The organism is Kaistia granuli DSM 23481 (assembly GCF_000380505.1).
Taxonomy (GTDB): domain Bacteria; phylum Pseudomonadota; class Alphaproteobacteria; order Rhizobiales; family Kaistiaceae; genus Kaistia; species Kaistia granuli.
The window spans coordinates 657902-674902 of sequence record NZ_AQYH01000010.1 but is presented as its reverse complement, the minus strand read 5'-3'; the positions used below and the strand labels follow the sequence as shown (position 1 = coordinate 674902).

Here is a 17001-nt window from a genome sequence, read left to right as displayed (position 1 = left end):
GTTTCCTTGGCGACGTCGATGCCGAGGATGCGCGGCACCGTCTCGACGGCTGGGCTGGGTGATGGCATGGTTTGTCCTGGCTTCGGATTGTCTGCGGGCTCGCGGGAACGCGGCCCCATCAAGTCAACAAGCAAGCGAAGCCGGTCCACCGCCGGACCCAGATGACGACGGGCAGGCGCCCGATCCCGGGACGGTCTCGGCCATGGACGCGGGTTTCGGGATGGCCGTTTCGAAACCCGCAACCGGCCCAAACCATCTAGCAAATTCCAAACAGACAATCCCGGACGCAGCGAAGCGGAGATCCGGGATCCAAATTTCCGCCGCGCGAGGCGGTAGGCGCCTGACGCGGCGGATGCATGGATCCCTGCTTTCGACGATGGGGGTTGTGTCGTCGTCCTGCACTTCGACCCGCCCCCCGACGCCCCGTCCCTCTCCCGCTTGCGGGAGAAGGTTGGATGAGGGCCTGACCGCTCAGCCGTGCGCCGGCTTCGCGCCGGATTTCACCAGCTTGTAGACGATCGAATCGAGCAGCGCCTCGAACGACGCGTCGACGACGTTTTCCGAGACGCCGATCGTCAGCCAGCTGTCGCCGGTACCGTCGCGGGTCTCGATCAGGACGCGGGTGACGGCCTCGGTGCCGCCATTCAGGATGCGAACCTTGTAGTCGATCAGCTCGAGATCCGAGATCGCTTCCTGATAGACGCCGAGATCCTTGCGCAGCGCCCGGTCGAGCGCGTTGACCGGGCCGTTGCCCTCCTCGATCGTCAGGAGCCGTTCGCCACCGACGATCAGCTTCACAACGGCCTCGGAGACCGAGATCTGCTTGCCAACGGCATTGAAGCGCCGTTCGACGGTGACGTGAAAGCTCTCGACGGTGAAGAAGTCAGGCACATTGCCGAGCGTGCGGCGCGCCAGCAGTTCGAACGACGCGTCGGCGCCCTCATAGGAATAGCCGACTGCCTCGCGCTCCTTGACCTCGGAAAGCAGCACATCGAGCCGGCGATCGCCCTTGTCGACGGTGATGCCGAGGCGCGCGAGTTCGGCCAGCAGATTCGAGCGGCCGGCCTGGTCCGAGACCAGCACGCGGCGATGATTGCCGACCAGCTCGGGCTTCACATGCTCATAGGTGCTCGGGTCCTTGACGATGGCCGAGGCGTGGATGCCGGCCTTGGTCGCGAAAGCCGAGGCGCCGACATAGGGCGCCTGCCGGTTTGGCGCACGGTTGACGATTTCGTCGAAGCGGTGCGACAGCGCAGTCAGCCCCTTCAGCGCCTCCGGTGTGACGCCGATCTCGAAACGATCGGCGTAAGCGGGCTTCAGCATCAGGGTCGGAATGAGCGACGTCAGGTTGGCATTGCCGCAGCGCTCGCCGATGCCGTTCAGAGTGCCTTGGATCTGGCGGGCGCCGCCGCGGATGGCGGCGAGCGAATTGGCGACGGCCTGTTCGGTATCGTTATGCGCATGAACGCCGAGATGATCGCCGGGGATCACCTTGGCGACCTCGCGGACGATCGCCTCGACCTCCTCCGGCAGGGTGCCGCCATTGGTCTCGCACAGCACGATCCAGCGCGCACCGGCCTCATAGGCCGTGCGGGCGCAGGCGAGCGCATAGATCGGATTCGCCTTGTAGCCGTCGAAGAAGTGCTCGCAATCGACGAGCGCCTCCTTGCCGGCACCGACGGCCGCCTCGACCGATTGGCGGATGCCCTCGAGGTTCTCTTCCTCGGTGGCGCCGAGCGCGACCTTGACCTGGTAGTCCCAGCTCTTGGCGACAAAGCAGATCGCGTCCGAGGCGGAGGCCAGCAGCGTGTTGACGCCGGGATCGTTGGAGAGGCTGACCCCTGCCCGCTTGGTCATGCCGAAGGCGGTGAACTTCGCCCGGCTCGTGCGCTTCTCGGTGAAGAAGCGGGTATCGGTCGGGTTGGCGCCGGGATAGCCGCCCTCGACATAGTCGACGCCGAGCGCGTCGAGCATGCCGGCGATCAGGACCTTGTCCTCGACCGAGAAGTCGACGCCGTTCGTTTGCGCGCCGTCACGCAGGGTCGTGTCGAAGAGATAAAGGCGCTCTTTCGTCATTCTGAGCCTTCTTCCGGTACGGCCTTGCGATCCCAGGTCGTCCAGAATTCGCCGGTGACCTCGTCCTTGCCATCGATGATGACCAGGCCCATGGCGTCGAGCTGCTTGCGGATGGTGTCGGCCTTGGCGAAGTCCTTGGCCTCGCGCGCGGCGATACGGTCGGCGATGAGCTGTTCGATCAGGGCTTCGTCGAGCGGAATGTTGGTCATGGTGGTGTCTTTCCGTTGGACGGCGCGGCGGTTATCGCGCGCCGGATTGCAGGTCGAGGCGGGACGTCATCGCCGTGAATTCGGGAATGACGGCAGAGCGTGAGGCGACCACGGCGCGCGGGGCACGGCCACAAGCAGCGCCGGGAAGCAAGGATGCATCGACGATGACACCCTCGCTCGTCATCCCGGCGAAGGCCGGGATCCATTCAGCGGGAGCTTTGGACGTTGAAGCCCGAACCACGCCAGCCGAAACCCCGGCGAACTCAGCCGTATGGATCCCGGCCTTCGCCGGGATGACGGAGAGTGTGGTGGCGAAGGGAGCGCGCGATACGGTCACCGCTTCACCTCCCAGGTCGTGACGATCTCGCCGGTCGACGGGTCCTTGGCGTCCTTCAGCAGGATGCCCATGCCGTCGAGTTCGGCGCGGATGCGGTCGGCCTCGGCAAAATTCTTGGCGCGGCGCGCCTCGAGACGAGCGGCGATCTGCGGCTTGGCGATCGCGTCGAGTTCCCGCAAATGCAGCTCATAGGAACCCGGCCCATCCGAGACCGCATAGCCATAGGAATAGATCTCGACCGAGGCCTCGCCGTTCCAGAGGCCGAGGAAGCGCATCGACCGCGACAGCTTGGTCGCCGCCTCGGCGTCGCCCTTCTGCCGCGCCCAGGACGCCATCAGCGCCTTGGCCTCGGAAAAATTCAGATCGTCGGCGAGCTTCTCGACCAGTTCGGCCGGTGGCTCGTCGCTCTCGCTTTCATCGGCACCGCTGACGAAATCGATCCAATCGGCAAGCTGCTTGCGCGCCTCGACGAGACGCTCCGCGGTGAAGTCGATCGGCTGGCGATAATGCGTCGTCAGCATAGCGAAGCGCAGCACGGAACCGTGCCAGACATTCGCACCGAAATCGCCCGTCTCCAGCAGCTCGCGGATGGTGACGAAGTTGCCGAGGCTCTTCGACATCTTCTCGCCCTCGACCTGCAGGAAGCCGTTGTGCATCCAGATATTGGCCATGCGCGGCGCGTCGAAGGCGCAGCACGACTGCGCGATCTCATTCTCGTGGTGCGGGAAGACCAGATCGATGCCGCCGCCATGGATATCTAAGGTGTTCTTCAGCGGATCGTCGCAGTTGAGCCCACCGCCGAACGGCTCCAGCAGCTTCGCCATCGACATGGCCGAGCACTCGATGTGCCAGCCCGGACGACCGCGCCCGTCAATGCCGGCCGGCGACGGCCAGCCGGGCTCGTTCTCGGCCGAAGGCTTCCAGAGCACGAAGTCCATCGGCTCCTTCTTGTAAGGGGCAACGTCCACGCGGGCGCCAGCCAGCATCTCGTCGAGCGAGCGGCGGGCGAGCGCGCCATAGCGCGGCAGCTTGCCGTTCAGCCGGTCCATGGCGGAGGGCGAGAACAGGACATGGCCTTCCGCGACATAGGCGACGCCACGCTGGACGAGGCGCTCGATCATCGCCTTCATGCCGTCAATATGCTCGGTGGCGCGGGGCTGCTCGGTCGGCGGCAGGCAACCGAGTGCTGCCACATCCGCCTGGAACTGCGCGTCGGTCTTCTCCGTGACGAGGCGGATCGCCTCGTTCAGCGGCAGATCGGGATAGTCGACGGCGGCGCGCGCGTTGATCTTGTCGTCGACGTCCGTGATGTTGCGGACATAGGTGACGTGATCCGGGCCATAGACATGGCGCAGCAGCCGGAACAGCACGTCGAAGACGATAACCGGGCGCGCGTTGCCGATATGGGCGAAGTCATAGACGGTCGGTCCGCAGACATACATGCGGACATGCGGCTTGCCGGTCGCTGAATCCCGGGCGAGCGGGTTCAGTTCGTCCTTGTCCTTCGTCAGCGTATTGTAGAGGCGCAGCGTCATTGAACGATCCCGATGAACAAAAGCCCGCCGGCCGGGGCGTTCGTCTCTATCGGAATGGAACAGAGGAACGGCCTCAGCCAGCGTGCGCTAGCCGGTAATAATCCCGCAGCAGGTAATGCCGTTGAAACGCGGAAAAGCCGTCATGCCAGCGTGATGCAGGAATTCGGACGGAGCGTCAAGGCGGTACGCTGCGAACCCGGTCGGCACGCGCGGAATTGCGTTCGCGCCGTGGCAATCCACAATCCTGCCGCCAACGTCACCAAAGTCCTAAGATCGAGACGATTTTAATCAATTTGCAAGAATTCCGAACGATATCTGAACACAGGTTTCAGGTCGGGTTCAGCTGTGGGGGCGCAGGATCCAGCCATCGATTTGGGCCTTTTGGAGTACCGCGTCATGGCCACTCGTTCGTTCTTCGCCGTCACCCTCTTCGCCACGCTGGTCGGCATCGGCCTCGCCGAGCTGGTGCAGCGCCCGTCGCATTCCGAGATACGCGACGCGCGCAGCTCGGCGATCAGCATGTGCATGACCAAGGGCATCGCCTGCGGCGCCGCGCGTTCGGGCTTCGCGGCCTTCTGACCATTCACTGGCTCGCCTCGCCGGCCCGGATCGGCTACGTACGGATCGCGGCAGCGAGGACTGCCGTTCATCCGTATCGTTCGCAGGCAAGACAATGACCGAAAAAAGCCCGGTGGGCGCCGATCTCGACGAGAGCGCGCTCTTCTATCACCGCTTCCCGCAGCCGGGTAAGCTCGAGATCCGGGCGACGAAGCCGCTTGGCAATCAGCGCGATCTGGCCCTTGCCTATTCCCCTGGTGTCGCCGCCCCCTGCCTCGCCATCGAGGCGGATCCCGCCAAGGCGTTCGATTACACCTCGCGCGGCAACCTCGTCGCCGTGATCTCGAACGGCACCGCCGTGCTCGGGCTCGGCGCGATCGGTGCGCTGGCCTCGAAGCCGGTGATGGAAGGCAAGGCCGTCCTCTTCAAGAAATTCGCCGGCATCGACGTGTTCGACATCGAGGTCGAAGAGCGCGACATCGACCGGTTCGTCGATGTCGTCGCGGCCCTCGAGCCGACCTTCGGCGGTATCAACCTCGAAGACATCAAGGCGCCGGAATGCTTCGAAATCGAGCGCAAGCTGCGCGAGCGGATGCAGATCCCGGTTTTCCATGACGACCAGCACGGCACGGCGATCATCGTCGGCGCCGCCGTCATCAACGGGCTGAAGCTCAAGGACAAGCCGATCTCGGAAGCGAAGATCGTCTGTTCGGGAGCCGGCGCCGCGGCGCTCGCCTGCCTCAACCAGATGGTCGCGCTCGGCGCCAAGCTGGAGAACATCTGGGTCGCCGACATCGAGGGCGTCGTCTATGAGGGCCGCGAAGCCCTGATGGACCAGTGGAAGTCCGTCTTCGCGCAGAAGACCGACAAGCGGAAGCTCGCCGAGATCATCGACGGCGCCGACGTCTTCCTCGGCCTCTCGGCCGCCGGCGTCCTGAAGCCGGACATGGTCGCCCGCATGGCCGAGCGCCCGCTGATCCTGGCACTGGCCAATCCGAAGCCGGAGATCATGCCGGACGACGCGCGCGCTGTGCGCCCGGACGTCATGATCTGCACGGGCCGTTCGGATTTCCCCAATCAGGTCAATAACGTTCTTTGCTTTCCTCATATCTTCCGCGGCGCCCTCGATGTTGGCGCCACGACGATCAACGAGGAGATGAAGCAGGCGGCCGTGCATGCGATCGCGGCACTCGCCCAGGAAGAACCTTCCGATGTCGTCGCGCAGGCCTATGGCGGCGTGCAGCTCTCCTTCGGGCCGGACTACCTGATCCCGTCGCCCTTCGATCAGCGCCTGATCCTTCGGATCGCGCCGGCCGTGGCGAAGGCTGCGATGGAGACCGGCGTCGCCACCCGGCCGATCGCCGATTTCGACGCCTATATGGACCGGCTGACCCGCTTCGTCTTCAAGTCCGGCCTGCTGATGAAGCCGATGGTCGCGGCCGCGAAGACTGACGTGAAGCGCGTCATCTACGCCGACGGTGAAGACGAGCGCGTGCTGAGGGCAGCCCAGGTGGCGCTCGAGGACGGACTGGCGCAGCCGATCCTGATCGGCCGCCCGTCGGTCATCGAAACCCGCGTCAAGCGCTTCGGCCTGCGCTTCAAGCCGGGCATCGACTGCGAAATCATCAATCCCGAGGACGACAAGCGCTATCGCGACTATGTCGATCTCTATTTCGACAAGATGGGCCGCCACGGCATCACGCCGGAGGCGGCGCGCACGATCGTCCGCACAAACTCGACCGTCATCGGCGCGCTGGCACTGATCCGCAACGACGCCGATGCGCTGCTCTGTGGCCTGGAGGGCCAGTTCCGCACCAACTTCCGCGTCATCCGCGATGTGATCGGGCTGCGTCCCGAGAGCCACGCCTATTCGGCCATGAGCCTGCTGATCAGCTCGGGAGCGACGACGTTCCTGACCGACACTTATGTCAACGAGAACCCGACGGCGGAAGAGATCGCGGAAGTGACCCGGCTCGCCGCCGACCACATCCGCCGTTTCGGCATCACGCCGAAGGCGGCGCTGTTGTCGCATTCGAATTTCGGCTCGCGCGACAACGCCTCGAGCGCCAAGATGCGGCGAGCCACGGAGATCCTGTGGGAGACGGCGCCTGACCTGGAAGTCGACGGCGAAATGCATGGCGACTCGGCGCTGTCCGAGACACTGCGCGCCCGCGTCATGCCGAAGTCGAAGCTGACCGGCGAGGCCAATCTGCTGGTGTTCCCGAACCTCGACGCCGCCAACATCACGATGAACGTCGTCAAGGTGATGACCGACGCGCTGCATGTCGGGCCGATCCTGCTCGGCGCCGCCAAGCCGGCGCATATCCTGACGCCGTCGGTGACCTCGCGCGGCATCGTCAACATGACGGCGCTGGCGGCGGTCGAAGCCCAGAACGCCTGATCAAGCAGGCCGGACCACCTTGCGGTTGTCCGGCCGACGCAGCAACATGGGATTCCGGATGGCCGGGCCGCAAGGCGCCGGCCATTTCCTTCGAGCCCGAGACCCGTCGCCATGACCAGCCAAGCGGACGACACCGTCGACCTGTATCTGAGCGACATCCATAATTTCTTCCAGACGCCGGAAGTCGACCCGTTCCTCGGGGAGAACATTGAAGCGTCGGGCATCGAACAGCTGATCGACACGATGAACGCCCGCCCGAGCGGCCAACCCATCCGGAAGATCGCGATCCACCTGCCCAAGGCGCAGATCGTCGCCGATCAGACGCCGGTCGTCCGCACGGCGATCATCAACTACTGCAACGCCCAGATTCGCCTGGCCGCGCAGAAGAAGCGCGAGATCTGGCTGGAGGGGCGCAAGGCGCTGCGCATCGGCCTGGTGTTCTGGGCGATCTGCCTGGCGCTGTCGCTGCTGTTCGAAGAGGTGATCTTCACCCGCCACGCCGTCGGCCGCCTGTTTGGCGAGGGCTTCATCATTGCAGGCTGGGTCGGCCTGTGGCGCCCGGCCGAGCTGCTGCTCTACGACTGGCGCCCCTATTCGCGCGAGATGAAGCGCTATGAGGAAATCAAGGCGATGGACGTCGCCATCGTGCCGGGCACGCAGAACGGCACCCAGATCACGGTTCCGACCTGAGGCGACAGCAGGCGACACGGTCGCTCGTCGCTATTCCGGAGGCGAGGTCGATGTCCAGCTGGTCGAAAAGATCAGTGGCGACAGGCTGAGTTCACCAACCAGCCGCTCCAGCAACCGATCCTCCTGCCGTGTGCTGTAGAGGACGGCTTCGACCTCGACACTGCCGCTATCGGCGATCGTGCGGCTTTCAAGGCCGTGCAGGCGCAACTTCTGAACCGTCATCGCCTCCAACAGCTTGGCCCGGGTCCAGGCCTCGTCGCCGGAGGCGCATTTCAGTTTGACCACGTAGTAGCGCTCGTCCATTTCCTGTTCCGGCGCATAGCGTTCGACAAACCGGCCGATCCGCGGCAACGCCATGTTGATGAAGATAACGAACGCCGTTGTCTCGACCGCCTCGATCACGAAGCCATAACCGGCCAGTGTGCCGACGGCACCTGTCGCCCAGATCGTCGCGGCGCCGCGTAGACCACGCACGCTGAGACCGTCCCGCATGATCAGGCCGGCACCGAGGAAGCCGATGCCGCTGACGACCTGCGCGCCCATGCGGATATCCGTTGCACCGTCAAACAGGACGGCCAGCGAGGTAAAGGCGGCGGCGCCAAGCGCCACGAGGGCGTGCGTCGTCAGGCCGGTGTGGCGCTGCAACCAATGCCGCTCAAGTCCGATCAACATGCCGCAGAAGAGCGCGACAACCAGATGCAGGGAAATCGACAATAGTCTTGGTGGACCTCTCTTGTTGGCAGGACAGCGGCGATCGCGCGAGCTCCGGGACGAGAGCCCGCGCGACGCGCTGTCGGCCACGAACAAGCGCTAGAAGGCGCGCGCTCAGGGGCGCGGCGTCGTGGCCAGGACGGGGAAGATGACGTGTGACGGGTGCCGGGACAGGCCACGGCAGGGTCGGACGTTGGAGTGTCCGGGCGCCGGGATGGAAAATCCGGACGCAAAAAAGCCCGGCGCGAAGCCGGGCTCTTCGATTTCAAGCCTGCGCTGAAAGCTCAGACGGCCGCGAGATTCGAGGCCTTCGTCTTGCCGCGATCGCTGATGACGTCGAAGGAAACCTTCTGGCCTTCATTGAGCGAACGCATGCCGGCTGCTTCAAGAGCGGTCACATGCACGAAGACGTCCGGACCACCGGCGTCAGGCGCAATGAAGCCGAAGCCGCGCGTGGAATCGAAGAACTTAACGGTGCCAATATCGGCCATTTAGAAAACTACCTTAGTCATTCACGCCAGCACCATGCCAGCGCGCCTTCGAGGCGAACAAGATCGGGAACACAGCCGACAGCCCATCAAGGGCGCGGCGACATTCACCGATCCGGTTCGCAAACCCAACCGGAGCATCTGATCGTTTGTCACGGGATCAGGGAAAAAAGAAACGGAGTACATCCGTCCGCTTCGTTCATGAACGACGGCTGCATCGACAAATGCGCCTATCGAACTCCCGCTCGGTTCGGCTGGGATGAACGATATATAGACGACCCGGGCAGGAATTGCAAACTTTCAATTAAGTCTTTTTTGGACACTCGCGCGGCGCCCAATCGATATGGCAAAATCACGACTACAATGATCCGCTTCGCGCGCCCGGAATTATTATGACTCGTGACAGGGTTTTCTGATACGTTTCAGCAATGTCACATACATTTAAAGTCGGACAGCGCGTCACCATGGACCGGAGCAAGATCTTCAGCTCCGCCCCCGGAACCTATGTCATTGTCGCAGCCCTGCCGGAGTCGGGCGGACGGCTGCAATACCGGATCAAGAGCGAACTCGAAAAGCACGAGCGCGTCGCCGAACAGAGCCAGCTGCATCTGATGCTGGAGCAAGCCTGACGGTCCGCTGAAGCCATCTTCCGTCCCGCGCCGTCTTCAATCACCTGTTCCGTCCGGCAGCGCGGCGGCTTCGCTGAAACCTTGCCATTCGGCCCGGCGCGCCATTCGCCGCGCTGAGGATCGCGCGACAGCGGCAGGTGGCCACTGGCCGGCCCGTCGCGACCCGCACCCACGCCGACATCGCCATCTCGCACACAGCCGCCAGAACCTTTCAGGCGCTCCTGGGCCGACGGCGATCGTCTACGCGCACTGCTTGCAGGAAGACGGCAGCCGCGCCTTGGGCCGGAGACCCGCCCTGCCCGCTTGAGCTAGCGCCTGCCCCCCAACAAAAAGCCCCGCCGAAATGGCGGGGCTTTCGTGTCACGCAGAGCCTGCGAACAAATCAGAACTTGTAGTTCAGGCCGAGCTTCACCGAGTTGAACGAGGTGTCGAACTCGCGATTGTTAATCGGGTTCGTCGACGCGATGTTGGGATCCACAAGGGTCACATCATTTGTGCCGAGGTCGGTGTAGAGATACTCTGCCTTTACCGTCACATTGTTGGTAATGGCGTACTCAACGCCGGCGCCGACCGTCCAACCCCAGGCCGTATCGGACTTGGAAGTCTCGAATGCGCCGAAGCTGCTGCAACCGCGAGGCGGCAGCGGAGAACGGGCACCATCGCAGCCGAGCTTGTGATCAACATTCGCCCATGCGAGACCACCGGTCAGGTAAGGCAGGAAACGGTCGGCGGAATAGCCGACGCGGGCGCGAACCGTGCCGAACCAGTCGATCTTGTCTTCGCCGTAGTAGGGGTCGTACTGCGTGGCGCCACCCCACTCCTTGCCGATATTGCCGGCAGCAACATCCGCCTCGAGGCCGAGCACGACATTGTTCTGGAGCTGCCAGTTATAGCCGATCTGCGCACCGCCGAAGCCACCGGTCAGGGTCTGGCCAGAGGCGTTCGGGTTGTGCGTGTCCTGCGTATGGCCCCAGCCGTAGCCTCCATGAACACCAACATAGAAGCCGGTCCAGTTGAACACTTCGGCCGGTGCTGCAACCGGGGCAGGTTCATAGGTCAGGTCGGCGGCCAGCGCGGTCGAGCCGCTGAGGACGAGAGCGAGGGCTGCGAGGCGAAGTTTCATCGGGGGGGCTCCATAAATAGGCATCTGATTATATTTGTATCACAGCCAAACCATTTTGGGCCATGGCAGAACGGCAACACCACCCGGTAGAAGGCGACGAATTCATGCAACCAATTGTTAAGCACGCGATGAGGCGGAAGATCCGGAAAATTCTGGAAGAAAATACTTCAAGAATTCCAATCAGTTCCGTGGCGTTTGGGCAGAGCCTCCCCCGATTGACGTCCTGACGTTACCAAGGATTTTCACGCCACAACCATCCGCTCGCAAGAATTAGGAAAAGACGGGTCGCCAATGTTTGGGACACCAGGGACATTTCGCAACCTGGCACACCAGCACGACTTCCCCGCCCATGTCCGTCCGGACGATGGCAACACTAGAATCAATGCTGAGGATTTCCATGCGCTGCACTGCGCACCAGGCGGCGGCAGATCGTTCAGTCGGGAGCGGCGTGGGCTTGCCGCCATCTGACGGATGAGACCATCGAACCCGGCCCATGGCTGTCGCGGACGCCGCGACCGGGATCAGCGATTGACGGCAGAGTAGATAGGAGCGCGACGACAGCGGCGCGTTGTTAGACAGGCAAAGATGGAGCACGAATACCCCCTCGATGCCCCGCCTGCGACAATTGCCAGCTAAGTCTATGACATCAAAGGAAATGGTGGGCGGTACTGGGATTGAACCAGTGACCCTTCGCGTGTGAAGCGAATGCTCTCCCGCTGAGCTAACCGCCCTTTCAACCGAAGCAAGCTGCTCCGGGAAGGTGGCCGGATATAGATTGCCGCGGCCGTTGAAGTCAAGCCGGGCCGACGGGATATGACCACGGGATTGTGAATTGCCGCCATGTGCCCTATCCGTCAGATAGGACGCTCCCCTTACGAAATGCCCTTTCATGCCAAGTGACACCGTACTCGGCGCAAGCGCTTCCCCGGCCGCTCCGCCTGCCCCCGCCTATCGCATCACCGCCCTCATCGTCGCCAGCGCCTTGTTCATGGAGCAACTGGATTCGACCATACTGGCGACGGCGCTGCCGACGATGGCGCGGAGCTTCGGCGTCTCGCCGCTCGACATGAGCATCACGCTGACCGGCTATCTGCTCAGCCTGGCCGTATTCATCCCCGCCAGCGGCTGGCTCGCCGACCGCTTCGGCGCGCGCAACGTGTTCTGCGCCGCGATCGCCATCTTCATGGCCGGGTCGCTGATGTGCGCGCAGGCGCCTTCCCTGCCCTTCCTGGTGGTCGCGCGCATCCTCCAGGGGCTGGGCGGCGCCATGATGGTGCCGGTCGGCCGGCTGGTGATCCTGAAGACGGTGTCGCGCGCCGATTTCGTCTCGGCCATGGCCTGGGTGATGGTCCCCGCCCTGATCGGCCCGGTGATCGGCCCGCTGGTCGGCGGCCTGATCGTCACCTATCTGGACTGGCGCTGGATCTTCTATGTCAACCTGCCGCTCGGCCTTGTCGGCATCCTGCTCGCCAGCCGCTATATCGAGAATGTCCGCGAGGAGGCCCGGCGACCGTTCGACACGCTCGGCCTGCTCTATTCCAGCGTTTCGCTCGGTTCGCTGCTGTTCGCCTTCGAGACCGGCGGACGCGGCGAGGCGTCGCCGCTGACCGCCGGGGGGCTTCTGGTCGTCGGCCTCGTCTCCGGCGCCCTGTACATCCGCCATGCCCGCCGCCACGCGGCGCCGATCCTCGATCTGACGTTGATGCGGCTCGAAACCTTCCGCCTGTCGGTGCTCGCCGGCAGCCTGGCGCGAATTTCCGCCGGTGCAATGCCGTTCCTGCTGCCGATGATGATGCAGCTCGGCTTCGGCATGTCCGCCGTCCATAGCGGGCTCGTCACCTTCATCTCCGCCGCCGGCGCCATGGCGATGAAGGCATCCGCCGCGCCGATCCTGCGCCGGTTCGGCTTCCGCAACACGCTGATCTGGAACAGCGTCGCCACCAGCGGCTTCCTGGCGATCTACGCGGCCTTCCGGCCCGATTGGCCGATCCCGGTCATCTATGCGCTGCTTTTGATCGGCGGCTTCTCGCAGGCGCTGCAGTTCACCGCCTACAACACCATCGCCTATGCCGAGGTAGAGCGCGAACGCATGAGCGCCGCCACCAGCTTCTACACCACGCTGCAGCAGATGATGCTGTCGCTCGGCATCTGTGTCTCGGCCAGCGTGCTGCATCTGTCGGTCGCCTTTTCCGGCCGCGACACGCCGATCATGCCCGATTTCTCGGCAGCCTTCCTGACCGTCACCAGCATCGCTCTGCTCGCCGCCTTCGTCTGCGCCCGGCTGCCGCGAACCGCCGGCGACGACCTCGCCGGCCGCGAGACGGCGTCGAAGCCGGCCGGATAGGCCAGAGGACGCGACGGCCATCGCCTGCGACAGTCGCGTCAATCGGGGGATATTGCACGATCGGAGATGCACGATAGAGTGTGCCGGTCTACGATCCAAAGCGCTTTGGGCGAATGCCGGGTCACGGGCCGGTCGCATTCGGCCGACACAGAACACATCCACACCCGTGCCGCGCGGGACAAGCCTTCTGCGGCCAGGAAACGTCTAGGGAGACCATGGTCATGACGATCCGCGTTGTTGTCTGGGGCGAAAACGTCCACGAGCAGGAGAATGAAGTCGTCCGGAAGATCTATCCGGAAGGCATGCACACCACGATCGCCAAGGGCCTTTCCGAAGATCCGGTGCTGAAGGTTTCGACGGCAACGCTGCAGGAGCCCGAGCATGGGCTGACCGAAGAGCGCCTGGCCGAGACGGACGTCCTGTTCTGGTGGGGCCACAAGGCGCATGGCGAAGTTTCCGACGCCGTGGTCGAGCGGGTCGCCAAGCGCGTCTGGGAAGGCATGGGCCTGATCGTCCTGCATTCGGGCCACTTCTCGAAGATCTTCAAGCGCCTGATGGGCACCCCCTGCTCGCTCAAGTGGCGCGAGGCCGGCGAGCTTGAGCGCGTCTGGGTGATCAACCGCAACCACCAGATCGCCCAGGGCCTGTCCGACTATTTCGAGATCGAGCAGACCGAGATGTATGGCGAGCCCTTCACCGTTCCGGAGCCGGACGAGACCGTGTTCGTCACCTGGTATGAAGGCGGCGAAGTGTTCCGCTCGGGCCTGACCTGGCGTCGCGGCGGCGGCAAGGTGTTCTATTTCTCGCCCGGCCACGAGACCTATCCGATCTACTACAACACGGACGTCAAGCAGGTGCTGAAGAACGCCGCCAAGTGGGCCTACAACCCCGCTCCGGCCTGGGCCGGCATCGAGAAGGCGCCGAACACCCCCGCCGACAAGGCGCCGAACGGCCCGCTGACGATCAAGGGCGAAACCCTGCACAAGCGCGGCGAAGAAGGTTTCCGCTAGGCCCGACGGCTGACGCAACCGGCCCCGCCGGTTCATTTCGACAAGGCGGCCCGCGGATCATTCTGCGGGTCCGCGCCTCCCCCAAGAAGCCCTCCACTCCCCGGGACCTGCTCCCGTCATCCAAGAGCGATCATCATGGTCAAGCTTCTCATCCTCGGGACTGGCAACATGGCCAACAGCCATGCGACCGCCTTCAAGGCCGTTCCGGGTGCCACCCTCGTCGCCGCCGTCGAGATCGATCCGGAGCGCCGCGCCGCCTTCGGTAAGCAGCACGGCATCACCAACCTGTTCGCCAGCCTCGACGAAGCCGTCGCCTGGGGCCAGTTCGACGCCGCCGCCAATGTCACGCCCGACGCCGTCCACTATGCGACGACGATGCAGCTCCTCGCCGCCGGCAAGCATGTGTTCTGCGAGAAGCCGCTGGCGACCAGCTACCCGCTCGCCCTCGAAATGGCCGAGACGGCCGAGGCGAAGGGCGTCATCAACATGGTCAACCTGACCTATCGCAATTCGCCGGCCCTGCAGAAGGCGCGCGAACTGGTCAGCGCCGGCAAGATCGGCGCCATTCGTCATGTCGAGGCGTCCTATCTGCAGAGCTGGCTGGTCGGCAAGCAGTGGGGCGACTGGCGCACCGAATCGCGCTGGCTCTGGCGCCTGTCGGAAGAGCATGGCTCGAAGGGCGTGCTCGGCGATGTCGGCGTGCACATCGTCGATTTCGCCTCCTTCGGCGCCGACAGCTCGATCCAGTCGGTCGACAGCCGCCTGAAGACCTTCCACAAGGCGCCGAACGACCAGATCGACGAGTACAAGCTCGATGCCAACGACTCGGTCGTGATGATGACGGAATTCGCCAATGGCGCGCTTGGCGTCATCACGGCGACCCGCTTCGCCACCGGCCATGCCAACGACCTGTCGCTGACGCTCTACGGCACCGAAGGCGCACTCGAGGTCAAGACCGACGGCAAGGCCTCGTCGCTCAGGATCTGCGCCGGCGCCGACATCGACACGCAGGCCTGGAAGAAGGTCGAGTGCCCGCCGGTACCGACGACCTATGAGCGCTTCGTCAAGGCATGCCAGTCCGGCGTCAACGGCGACCCGAGCTTCCGCCGCGCCGCCGAGGTGCAGCGCATCCTCGACCTCTGCTTCGACCAGGACGTCGCCCGCGGCAAGAAGATCGGCTGATCCCGACACCACTTCCGACAAGAAACCTCGGCCCGGCACGTCCGGGCCGAGTGCGTTTTGGCGCCTCGCTATTCCTGCGGGCGGCGTGATCGCTCGGCCAGCAAGGCTTGGATGACGGGCTGTTTTACGCCCGTCATGGGATGGGCCTACCTTAAGTGGCGGGCCCGGTATCGGTTGGCATTTAGGTTGCGCTCACTCAAGCCGTGTGGAAAGGTCCCGCCGCATTACGCAGCGCAGACTCGTATGAAGAGGTATGTCTATGTTTCGCTCGGCTGGGATCGGTCTCGTATTGGCTTCGGTTGCATTGACGAGCGGAGCCTTCGCTCAGGCGCAAGACAGTAAGCAACCGGTTACCACGGACAACTTCGTCCGCGCGGAGACGGACAACTACCTTGCGATGAACGCGAAGGTAGTCGGCGCGCTGGGCAAGTTCCACCACTCCCGCGAGCCGGCTTCGATCGACAACCAGACCGTCATCCGTATGAATCGGGATACGCTCTATTCGTTCGCAGTGTTCGATCTCGCCGGCGGCCCCGTGACGCTGACCCTGCCGGATTCAGGCGAGCGCTACATGTCGATGATGATCGTCGACCAGGACCACTACGTGCCGATCGTCGCCCACGGGAAGGAAACCGTGACGCTCACCCAGGACACGTTCGGCACGCGGTATGCCTTTGCGGCTATCCGGACCCTTGTCGATCCCAACGACCCCAAGGATGTCGAGGCGGTCCACAGGCTTCAGGATGCGATCGAGATCACCCAGAAGGCCCCCGGAAAGCTCGAGCTGCCGGACTGGAACCAGGACAACCTCACCGACATCCGCAATGGGCTGCTCACGCTGGCCAAGTACCAGACGTCGTTTCGCGGCGCATTCGGAACCCGCGAACAGGTCGATCCCGTCCAGCACCTGATCGGCACGGCCGCCGGCTGGGGTGGCCTTCCTGACAGCGAGGCCAACTACCAGAGCTTCACGCCCGCGAAGAACGACGGCAAGACGATCTACACCATCAACGTCCCGAAGGATGTTCCGGTGCAGGCCTTCTGGTCCGTCAGCGTCTACAACGAGCAGGGCTTCTTCGAGAAGAACGACCACAACGCCTATTCGGTCAACGACATCACCGCGGAGAAGAACGCGGACGGTTCGGTGACGATCCAGTTTGGCGGCTGTGACGGCAAGATCGCGAACTGCCTGCCTGTGGTCGAGGGCTGGAACTATACGGCGCGGCTCTATCGCCCGGAGCAGCCCATACTGAGCGGCGAGTGGACTTTCCCCGCGGCGATTCCCCTGGACTAAGCCTCGGCGCCCAGACCGTCGGCGGGGAGGCCATTGCCCTCCCCGTCGCAATAGGCCGATGGGGAGCATAGGACGCTCCCCTTTGCCACCTCGATCGCCCGCCTTCCGACTTGCTGCAATGCCGGCCACGCGACCGGAGGCTACCGGCTTGCCGTCGGGCAAGATCCCGGCTCTGTCGTTTCATGATGACGATCAGAGACTTGGCGGGAATGCTTCAAAGTATTCCGCCCGCATGATTTCCCCGCTACCCCGGTTGATGACACACCAGACTCTGTTGCCCCGTCGCCACAATCGGCGGACGTGTGCGCCTTGCCGTCCCGTGCACTCTTGGCACTCGAAGGCAACGCGTCTATAAACGCTATCTCTTCAACTCCGAACGTGGGGGGATTTGCATGGCATCGCTGCATATGATCA

The 17001-nt window shown here is 63.9% G+C and carries 15 protein-coding genes and 1 tRNA gene; 8 read left to right on the top strand and 8 right to left on the bottom strand.

Features of this window, described 5'->3' with window-relative positions:
- Window positions 1–471: 471 nt before the first annotated feature.
- From cimA to cysS, 4 genes are read right to left on the bottom strand one after another with little or no spacing between them, the layout of a single operon-like run.
- Window positions 472–2076: a citramalate synthase gene (gene cimA, locus G342_RS0118285; protein ID WP_018184622.1), complete on the bottom strand. Its 1605-nt coding sequence runs from the start codon at window positions 2074–2076 to the stop codon at window positions 472–474.
- Entirely contained in the window at window positions 2073–2285 is a 213-nt protein-coding gene (locus G342_RS0118280) for a CysS/YqeB C-terminal domain-containing protein (RefSeq protein ID WP_018184621.1), read from the bottom strand. The genes cimA and G342_RS0118280 overlap by 4 nt, the downstream gene beginning before the upstream one ends.
- Before the next feature lie 31 nt (window positions 2286–2316).
- On the bottom strand, window positions 2317–2622 hold the full coding sequence (locus G342_RS0118275) for a hypothetical protein (protein ID WP_018184620.1): 306 nt from the start codon (window positions 2620–2622) through the stop codon (window positions 2317–2319).
- A complete protein-coding gene (gene cysS, locus G342_RS0118270) occupies window positions 2619–4157 on the bottom strand; it encodes a cysteine--tRNA ligase (protein ID WP_018184619.1) in 1539 nt (512 codons plus the stop codon). Before cysS ends, G342_RS0118275 begins: the two co-directional genes overlap by 4 nt.
- 396 nt (window positions 4158–4553) lie before the next feature.
- Here cysS and G342_RS0118265 point away from each other — a divergent pair, with 396 nt between their 5' ends.
- From G342_RS0118265 to G342_RS0118255, 3 genes are all read left to right on the top strand, one after another.
- Complete coding sequence (locus G342_RS0118265; protein WP_018184618.1) at window positions 4554–4736, top strand: hypothetical protein; 183 nt, start codon at window positions 4554–4556, stop codon at window positions 4734–4736.
- Between the two features lie 94 nt (window positions 4737–4830).
- The gene (locus G342_RS0118260) at window positions 4831–7116 is read left to right on the top strand and encodes an NADP-dependent malic enzyme (RefSeq protein ID WP_018184617.1); all 2286 of its coding nucleotides are present in this window, start codon (window positions 4831–4833) and stop codon (window positions 7114–7116) included.
- A gap of 111 nt (window positions 7117–7227) precedes the next feature.
- Window positions 7228–7806, top strand: coding sequence for a hypothetical protein (locus G342_RS0118255; protein WP_018184616.1), 579 nt, complete (start codon window positions 7228–7230; stop codon window positions 7804–7806).
- 30 nt (window positions 7807–7836) lie between these two features.
- On the opposite strand, the gene G342_RS0118250 is transcribed toward G342_RS0118255, so the two are convergent.
- Both G342_RS0118250 and G342_RS0118245 read right to left on the bottom strand, forming a co-directional pair.
- Complete coding sequence (locus G342_RS0118250) at window positions 7837–8607, bottom strand: MgtC/SapB family protein (protein WP_245557293.1); 771 nt, start codon at window positions 8605–8607, stop codon at window positions 7837–7839.
- A gap of 194 nt (window positions 8608–8801) precedes the next feature.
- The gene (locus tag G342_RS0118245) at window positions 8802–9008 is read right to left on the bottom strand and encodes a cold-shock protein (RefSeq protein WP_018184614.1); all 207 of its coding nucleotides are present in this window, start codon (window positions 9006–9008) and stop codon (window positions 8802–8804) included.
- Window positions 9009–9433: 425 nt separating this feature from the next.
- Between G342_RS0118245 and G342_RS0118240 the strand changes: the two genes are divergently transcribed.
- Window positions 9434–9634, top strand: a complete 201-nt coding sequence (locus G342_RS0118240) for a hypothetical protein (protein ID WP_026304590.1) — start codon at window positions 9434–9436, stop codon at window positions 9632–9634.
- Between the two features lie 382 nt (window positions 9635–10016).
- Here the strand turns inward: G342_RS0118240 and G342_RS0118235 are convergent, their stop codons facing one another.
- Together G342_RS0118235 and G342_RS0118230 are read right to left on the bottom strand one after the other, a co-directional pair.
- Window positions 10017–10757, bottom strand: a complete 741-nt coding sequence (locus tag G342_RS0118235) for an outer membrane protein (RefSeq protein WP_018184612.1) — start codon at window positions 10755–10757, stop codon at window positions 10017–10019.
- Between the two features lie 656 nt (window positions 10758–11413).
- Window positions 11414–11488, bottom strand: a tRNA-Val gene (locus G342_RS0118230).
- A 158-nt stretch (window positions 11489–11646) separates the two neighbouring features.
- On the opposite strand from G342_RS0118230, the gene G342_RS0118225 reads away from it, so the two are divergent.
- From G342_RS0118225 to G342_RS0118210, 4 genes are all read left to right on the top strand, one after another.
- Complete coding sequence (locus G342_RS0118225; protein WP_018184611.1) at window positions 11647–13101, top strand: MFS transporter; 1455 nt, start codon at window positions 11647–11649, stop codon at window positions 13099–13101.
- Window positions 13102–13322: 221 nt separating this feature from the next.
- Window positions 13323–14111: a ThuA domain-containing protein gene (locus tag G342_RS0118220; protein ID WP_026304589.1), complete on the top strand. Its 789-nt coding sequence runs from the start codon at window positions 13323–13325 to the stop codon at window positions 14109–14111.
- A 135-nt stretch (window positions 14112–14246) separates the two neighbouring features.
- On the top strand, window positions 14247–15293 hold the full coding sequence (locus G342_RS24605; RefSeq protein WP_018184609.1) for a Gfo/Idh/MocA family protein: 1047 nt from the start codon (window positions 14247–14249) through the stop codon (window positions 15291–15293).
- A gap of 259 nt (window positions 15294–15552) precedes the next feature.
- Complete coding sequence (locus tag G342_RS0118210; protein WP_026304588.1) at window positions 15553–16587, top strand: DUF1214 domain-containing protein; 1035 nt, start codon at window positions 15553–15555, stop codon at window positions 16585–16587.
- The last annotated feature ends 414 nt before the right edge of the window (window positions 16588–17001 follow it).